The sequence below is a fragment of the Rhizobium sp. 01T437 genome (assembly GCF_056398505.1).
The window spans coordinates 23867-30486 of the sequence record NZ_JBFTPM010000039.1 but is presented as its reverse complement, the minus strand read 5'-3'; the positions used below and the strand labels follow the sequence as shown (position 1 = coordinate 30486).

Sequence of the window (6620 nt, the reverse complement as noted above, 5' to 3'; positions counted from 1 at the left end):
GAAAGATCCTCACCATGGGTGCGGCGGACGAAAACCATGGCGCCGGCCGGCGTACAGGAGACGAGACCGGTCTTCAGATCGCCGGTCGCAAGCTTGCCGGCATTGACGACGCTCAAGCCATCGACATCCTTTTGCGGCAGGATCGACTGGATGATCGGCTCGCTGTCGAGATGTTTCGGCAGCGGCAGCTGTACGAGAATGCCATGGATCGACGGATCGGCATTGAGCGAGGCGACAAGCGCTGCAAGTTCCTCCTGCCTGGTCTCGGCTGGCAGCGTGTGCTGGACGGATTTGAAGCCGCATTCCTTGGCCATGCGGCTCTTGGAGCTGACATAGGTGTGGCTCGCCGGATCGTCGCCGACAATGACGACGGCAAGGCCCGTCTGGACGCCTTTGGCGGCTTCAAGCGCGGTATTTGCCGATTTCACGGTTTCGATTACGGAAGCGGCAACCTGCTTGCCGTCGATGAGCTTGACCATGGCTCAGCCCATGCGCTCGGAAGCGTAGCTGCCCGGGCTTGCCGGGAAGACGACGGTTCGGTTGCCGTTGATGAAGGTGCGATGGTGGATATGGGCGTGGATGGCGCGCGCCAGCACCTGGCTTTCGACGTCGCGGCCGATCGAGACGTAGTCGTCAGGGCTCTGCGCATGGGTGATACGGGCCGTGTCCTGCTCGATGATCGGGCCTTCGTCGAGATCGGCTGTTACATAATGCGCCGTGGCGCCGATCAGCTTCACACCACGTTGATAGGCCTGCTTGTAGGGGTTGGCGCCCTTGAAGCTCGGCAGGAAAGAGTGGTGGATGTTGATGATCCGGCCCGACATTTTCTGGCACATCTCGTCCGACAAGATCTGCATGTAGCGGGCGAGCACGATCAATTCCGTGCCGGTCTGCTCGGCCACTTCCATGATATGGGCTTCCGCCTGCACCTTGTTGGCCTTGGTGACGGGAATATGGTGAAAGGGAATGTCGTGATTGACGACGACCTTCTGGTAATCGAAATGGTTGGAGACGACGCCGACGATATCGATCGGCAGCGCGCCAATCTTCCAGCGGTACAGCAGGTCGTTGAGACAATGGCCGAAGCGCGACACCATGAGCAGCACCTTCATGCGCTTCTCGCTGTCGTGGAAATCGTAAGTCATGCCGAAACGCGTGGCGATGCTGGTGAAGCCGGCGCGGATATCGGCCTCGGAGATGCCTTCTTCGGAAATGAAGGAGACGCGCATGAAGAACTGGCCGGTGTCCAGATCGTCGAATTGCGAGCTGTCGACGATGTTGCAGCCCTGTTCGGCGAGATAACCCGAGATCGCCGCAACGATGCCGCGCGTCGACTTGCAGGATACCGTCAGTACGTAGCTCTTCATGCCATCTTCCTTCGTCACTTGAAGCATAGGCCACCAGCCGGCCGGTGCGTTGATGCTCCGGCCCGCAGGCGCATGATGTCAAAACCTCAACCGGTCGGCTCAGATATCGAGCGTGCTATCGCGTTCCCACTGGGTGAAATGCGAGCAGAAGGCATTCCATTCCTGGTGCTTGAGCTTGAGATAGGCGGCGGAGAACTCGGTTCCGATCGCAGCCTTCAGACCCTCGTCGGCGTCATAGGCACGCAGCGCATCGAGCAGGTTCAGCGGCAGGCGCGGCGCATCCTTCACGAGATGGCCTTCCGCATACATGTCGATATTGTGATGCGGACCGGGATCTGCCTTGCTGTTCAGCCCGTCAAGACCGGCCGCAATGATGATTGCCTGCAGCAGGTAGGGGTTGACCGCACCATCAGGCAGGCGCAACTCGAAGCGGCCGGGGCCTGGCACGCGCACCATGTGGGTGCGGTTGTTGCCGGTCCAGGTTACCGTATTCGGCGACCATGTGGCGCCCGAGGTCGTGCGCGGCGCGTTGATGCGCTTATAGGAATTGACGGTCGGGTTGGTGATCGCGGCAAGCGCCGAAGCGTGTTTCATGATGCCGCCGAGGAAGTGCCTGCCTTCCGCCGACAGGCCGAATTCGGCTGCCCTGTCGGCGAAGACGTTGACTTTGCCATCATTGTCCCAGACCGAGATATGGCAATGGCAGCCATTGCCGGTCAGGCCCTTGAAGGGCTTCGGCATGAAGGTGGCGCGAAGCCCGTGCTTTTCGGCGATCGACTTGACCATGAACTTGAAGAAGGAATGCTTGTCGGCCGTCTTCAGCGCATCGTCGAATTCCCAGTTCATCTCGAACTGGCCGTTGGCATCCTCGTGGTCGTTCTGGTAGGCGCCCCAGCCGAGCTCCAGCATATAGTCGCAGATCTCGGCGATGACGTCGTAGCGGCGCATGACGGCCTGCTGGTCGTAGCAGGGCTTTTCAGCCGTGTCGCGGCCATCGGAAATCTGTTCGCCGTCGGCGGTGATCAGGAAGAATTCGGCCTCGACGCCGGTCTTGACCCGCTTGCCCGCCGCTTCGGCTTTATTGACGAGCTTCTTCAGCACATTACGCGGCGCCTGCGCCACGACGTTGCCCTCCATCATGCAATCGGCGGCTACCCAGGCGACGTCCTTCTTCCAGGGAAGCTGGATGACGGAGGTGGCATCGGGAACGGCAAAGAGATCGGGATGGGCGGGCGTCATGTCGAGCCAGGTGGCGAACCCGGCAAAACCCGCACCCTCTTCCTGCATGCCGGCAATCGCCTGCGCCGGCACCAGCTTGGCACGCTGGCCGGAGAAGAGGTCAGTATAGCTGATCATGAAATATTTGATGCCTTTGTCTTTCGCAAAAGCAGCAAGGTCCAGTGTCATTCTCGTTCCCCTTTGGATTTCTCAGAGACACTTTGGTTATGGATGCGAAGCGGCCGGACTTTTTTGCCCGGCCGGTAGAAATCAGTAACCTCCCTTGCCCGGTATCCAGCTCGTTCCCGCGAGCGGTACCTGCGCCATTGCGGAAGCCTCGATCGTCAATGCGCAGAGGTCTTCCGGTTCCAGATTGTGGACATGATTCTTGCCGCAGGCGCGCGCGATCGTCTGCGCCTCCAGTGCCATGACCTTGAGGTAATTGGCGAGGCGGCGACCGGCGGTGATCGGATCGACGCGCTTCATCAGTTCCGGATCCTGCGTGGTGATGCCGGCCGGATCCTTGCCTTCGTGCCAGTCGTCATAGGCGGCCGCCGTCGTATGCAGCGCCTCGTATTCGGCAGCCCAGCGCGGATCATTCTCGCCGATGGCGATGAGGGCGGCCGTGCCGATGGAGACGGCATCGGCGCCGAGCGCCAGCGCCTTCGCCACGTCGGCACCGTTCCTGATGCCGCCAGAAACGATGAGTTGCACCTTGCGGTGCATGCCGAGATCCTGCAGCGCCTGCACGGCCGGGCGGATGCAGGCGAGCGTCGGCATGCCGACATGCTCGATGAAGACTTCCTGCGTCGCCGCAGTACCGCCCTGCATGCCATCGAGCACGACGACATCGGCGCCGGCCTTCACCGCAAGGGCCGTGTCGTAATAGGGGCGCGCACCGCCGACCTTCACATAGATCGGTTTTTCCCAGTTGGTGATCTCGCGCAGCTCGAGGATCTTGATCTCGAGGTCGTCGGGGCCGGTCCAGTCTGGATGGCGGCTTGCCGAACGCTGGTCGATACCCTTCGGCAGCGTGCGCATCTCGGCGACGCGGTCGGAAATCTTCTGACCGAGCAGCATGCCACCGCCACCGGGCTTGGCACCCTGGCCAACGACGATCTCGATCGCATCGCAGCGGCGCAGATCCCGCGGGTTCATGCCGTAGCGCGACGGCAGGTACTGGTAGACGAGCGTCTGCGAATGGCCGCGCTCTTCCTCCGTCATGCCACCATCACCTGTTGTCGTCGAGGTGCCGGCGATCGTGGCACCACGGCCGAGAGCTTCCTTGGCCGGACCGGAGAGCGAGCCGAAGCTCATGCCGGCAATCGTGATCGGGATCTTGAGTTCGATCGGCTTTTTGGCGTAACGCGAGCCGAGCACGACATTGGTGCCGCACTTCTCGCGATAGCCTTCGAGCGGATAGCGGGAGATCGAGGCTCCGAGGAACAGGAGATCGTCGAAATGCGGCAGCTTGCGCTTGGCGCCGCCACCGCGGATATCATAGATGCCGGTCGCCGCAGCGCGGCGGATTTCCGACATCGTGTATTCGTCGAAGGTTGCCGAAAGGCGAGGCTTTGTGGGCGGATTGTGATAGCTCATGGAAAACCTCGATGAAACTCAATAGGCGTCGGCATTGTCGACGTTGAAATTGTAGAGCTTGCGGGAAGAACCGTAGCGGCTGAACTCCTCCGGCCGCACATCGGTAATGCCGGCCTTTGCGAGCAGAGCGGAGAGAAGCTCGATATGTTCTGCCCGCATTTCCTTCTCGATACAGTCCGCGCCGAGGCTCTCGACCTTGCCGCGCACGAAGATGCGGGCCTCGTATAGGGAATCTCCGAGCGCATCGCCGGCGTCGCCAAGCACAACGAGGTTGCCGGCCTGCGCCATGAAGGCGGACATGTGGCCGATATTGCCACGCACGACGATATCGATGCCCTTCATCGAGATGCCGCAGCGCGAAGAGGCGTTGCCCTCGATGACGAGCAGGCCGCCGCAGCCGGTGGCGCCCGCATACTGGCTGGCGTCACCCTTGATGGTGATGCGGCCGGACATCATGTTTTCGGCAACGCCAGGGCCGGCCGAGCCGTGCACGGTGATGACCGCCTCCTCGTTCATGCCACCGCAGTAATAGCCGACGCTGCCGTGGATATCGATGCTGACGGGTGTATGCACGCCGGCGGCGACGGCATGGTGGCCGCGCGGATTGACGACGTCGAACTGCAGGTCGTTGTCGCCTGACGCCACGTCATGCAGGGCTTGATTGAGGTCACGAAGCGGGGTCACCGCAAGATCGAATGTGGGCATGAAATCGTCCTGAAATGAAATCGAGCCGATGGGATGAAGGCAGAAAAGCCGCCCTCAGCGTTCCCAGAAATAGACGGTCGCAGGCTCCGGCTCCCAGACGCGCGCGGCATCGATGCCGGGCAGGTTGACGAGCGCGCGGTATTCCGAGCCGAAGGCGACGTAACGGTCGGTCTCGGCCATGACGGCGGGCTTGCAGGCGATCGCATCGCGCACGACGCCGAAGCCGGACTTGGTGCCGACGACGAAGGTGAAGAAACCGTCGAGATCGTCGACGGCACCTTCCAGCGCCTCGCCGAGATTCTTGCCCTTGGCCATTTCGGCGGTCAGGTAGGCGGCGGCGACTTCCGTGTCGTTCTCGGTCTCGAAGGTCATGCCTTCGCGCTTGAGTTCACGGCGCAGGTTGTTGTGATTGGAGAGCGAGCCGTTGTGGACGAGGCACTGGTCGGAGCCGGTGGAAAAGGGATGGGCACCGAGCGTGGTGACTGCCGATTCCGTCGCCATGCGGGTATGGCCGATGCCATGTGTTCCAGCCATGGAATTGACCGCGAAACGGGAAACGACGTCCTTCGGCAGGCCGGTTTCCTTGTAGATCTCGATCGCGTCGCCGCTGCTCATAATACGGATGTCGGGGCGCAGCTCGGCGATGGCGGCACGGCCTTCTTCGAGCATGTCCTTCGGCAGGGTGACGACGGCATGGGTGCTCTTGATGTCGATCGAGACCTCCGTGCCGAGTTCCTTCTCAAGCTCGGCCTCGAGGCCAGAGAAATCCTTCTTCGGCTTGGCGGACTGGACGGTGATCTTGGCGCTATTGCCGCTGCTTGCGCCATAGATCGCAATGCCCGCGCTATCAGGCCCGCGGTCCGTCATCGTCACCAGCATGGATGACAGCATCGCGCCGAGCTCCGGCTCGAGGCTTTTATCCTTCAGGAAGAGACCCACAATTCCGCACATGACAGACCCTCCATTTCGCGTCTGCAAAATGACTATCAGGTCTGTTTTGGGTTTTCAACCTGCAGGAATATTTTTTTCTTTTAAGGCAAGTCAGTCATTCTTGCCGCGTTGCGGATAGCTGATGATGGAGAGATATCGGCTCGGCAATTTCACAAGTTTTTCCGGCCCGTGCGGCGCATCGGCATCGAAGAACAGGCTGTCGCCCGGCTGCATCGGGAAAAGCTGGTCGCCATGGCGATAGACGACTTCTCCGTCCAGCATGTAGATCAGCTCCATGCCCTCATGCTGAAATGTCGGAAAGACATCCGAATCCGTCGTCAGCGTGATGAGATAGGGCTCGACGATCACGCCGCTGCTGTTGTTGTCGATATGGCCGAGCAGATTATACTGATGGCCGGCGCGTGTGCCGCGGCGTTCAAGCTCGATGCCCTGCCCCGCCTTGACGAAGACGGCGTTGCGCGGTTCCTCGTAGCGGCGGAAGAAGGCCGTCAACGGCACGCCGAGGGCGCGCGAGAGCGACTGCAAGGTCGTCAGCGATGGCGAGATATTGCCGTTCTCGATCTTCGACAGCATGCCGAGCGAAATGCCGGTCGCGGCGGCAAGGTCGGTTACGGTGATGCCGAGCTTCTTGCGATAGGCGCGAACCTCATGGCCGATCGCCATTTCGAGATTGTTTTCCTTCGGCTCGCGCACCGCATGCGGATTCTGGGACAGTGCCTGACGAACCGCATGGGCATGCTCCTGGCTCGACGTTTCATCCAGCTTGATCTTCATTCACGG

Annotated in this window: 7 protein-coding genes; all 7 read right to left on the bottom strand. The window is 61.1% G+C overall.

The features are described from left to right. Positions 1 to 479, bottom strand: a 479-nt coding sequence (locus tag AC1DM5_RS35050; RefSeq protein ID WP_477976819.1) for a tetrahydrofolate dehydrogenase/cyclohydrolase catalytic domain-containing protein, incomplete at its 3' end; no start/stop codon positions are given. Between the two features lie 3 nt (positions 480 to 482). Continuing rightward, a complete protein-coding gene (purU, locus tag AC1DM5_RS35045; RefSeq protein ID WP_007819368.1) occupies positions 483 to 1367 on the bottom strand; it encodes a formyltetrahydrofolate deformylase in 885 nt (294 codons plus the stop codon). Between the two features lie 99 nt (positions 1368 to 1466). Further along, positions 1467 to 2774: a type III glutamate--ammonia ligase gene (glnT, locus tag AC1DM5_RS35040; RefSeq protein WP_113325125.1), complete on the bottom strand. Its 1308-nt coding sequence runs from the start codon at positions 2772 to 2774 to the stop codon at positions 1467 to 1469. Positions 2775 to 2855: 81 nt separating this feature from the next. Beyond that, entirely contained in the window at positions 2856 to 4184 is a 1329-nt protein-coding gene (locus AC1DM5_RS35035; RefSeq protein ID WP_025668620.1) for an FMN-binding glutamate synthase family protein, read from the bottom strand. Positions 4185 to 4202: 18 nt separating this feature from the next. Continuing rightward, positions 4203 to 4889: a protein GlxC gene (locus AC1DM5_RS35030; protein WP_477823924.1), complete on the bottom strand. Its 687-nt coding sequence runs from the start codon at positions 4887 to 4889 to the stop codon at positions 4203 to 4205. Between the two features lie 54 nt (positions 4890 to 4943). Next, positions 4944 to 5840 (bottom strand): class II glutamine amidotransferase, encoded by an 897-nt coding sequence (locus tag AC1DM5_RS35025; protein ID WP_477823923.1) that lies wholly within the window; start codon positions 5838 to 5840, stop codon positions 4944 to 4946. A gap of 90 nt (positions 5841 to 5930) precedes the next feature. Beyond that, positions 5931 to 6614, bottom strand: a complete 684-nt coding sequence (locus AC1DM5_RS35020; protein WP_025668617.1) for a helix-turn-helix domain-containing protein — start codon at positions 6612 to 6614, stop codon at positions 5931 to 5933. Positions 6615 to 6620 lie beyond the last annotated feature (6 nt).

What these genes read in the sequence shown, in the direction of transcription:
- purU (WP_007819368.1), bottom strand. Translation starts at nt 1,367, where the DNA reads ATGAAGAGCTACGTACTGACGGTATCCTGCAAGTCGACGCGCGGCATC.
- glnT (WP_113325125.1), bottom strand. Translation starts at nt 2,774, where the DNA reads ATGACACTGGACCTTGCTGCTTTTGCGAAAGACAAAGGCATCAAATAT.
- AC1DM5_RS35035 (WP_025668620.1), bottom strand. Translation starts at nt 4,184, where the DNA reads ATGAGCTATCACAATCCGCCCACAAAGCCTCGCCTTTCGGCAACCTTC.
- AC1DM5_RS35030 (WP_477823924.1), bottom strand. Translation starts at nt 4,889, where the DNA reads ATGCCCACATTCGATCTTGCGGTGACCCCGCTTCGTGACCTCAATCAA.
- AC1DM5_RS35025 (WP_477823923.1), bottom strand. Translation starts at nt 5,840, where the DNA reads ATGTGCGGAATTGTGGGTCTCTTCCTGAAGGATAAAAGCCTCGAGCCG.
- AC1DM5_RS35020 (WP_025668617.1), bottom strand. Translation starts at nt 6,614, where the DNA reads ATGAAGATCAAGCTGGATGAAACGTCGAGCCAGGAGCATGCCCATGCG.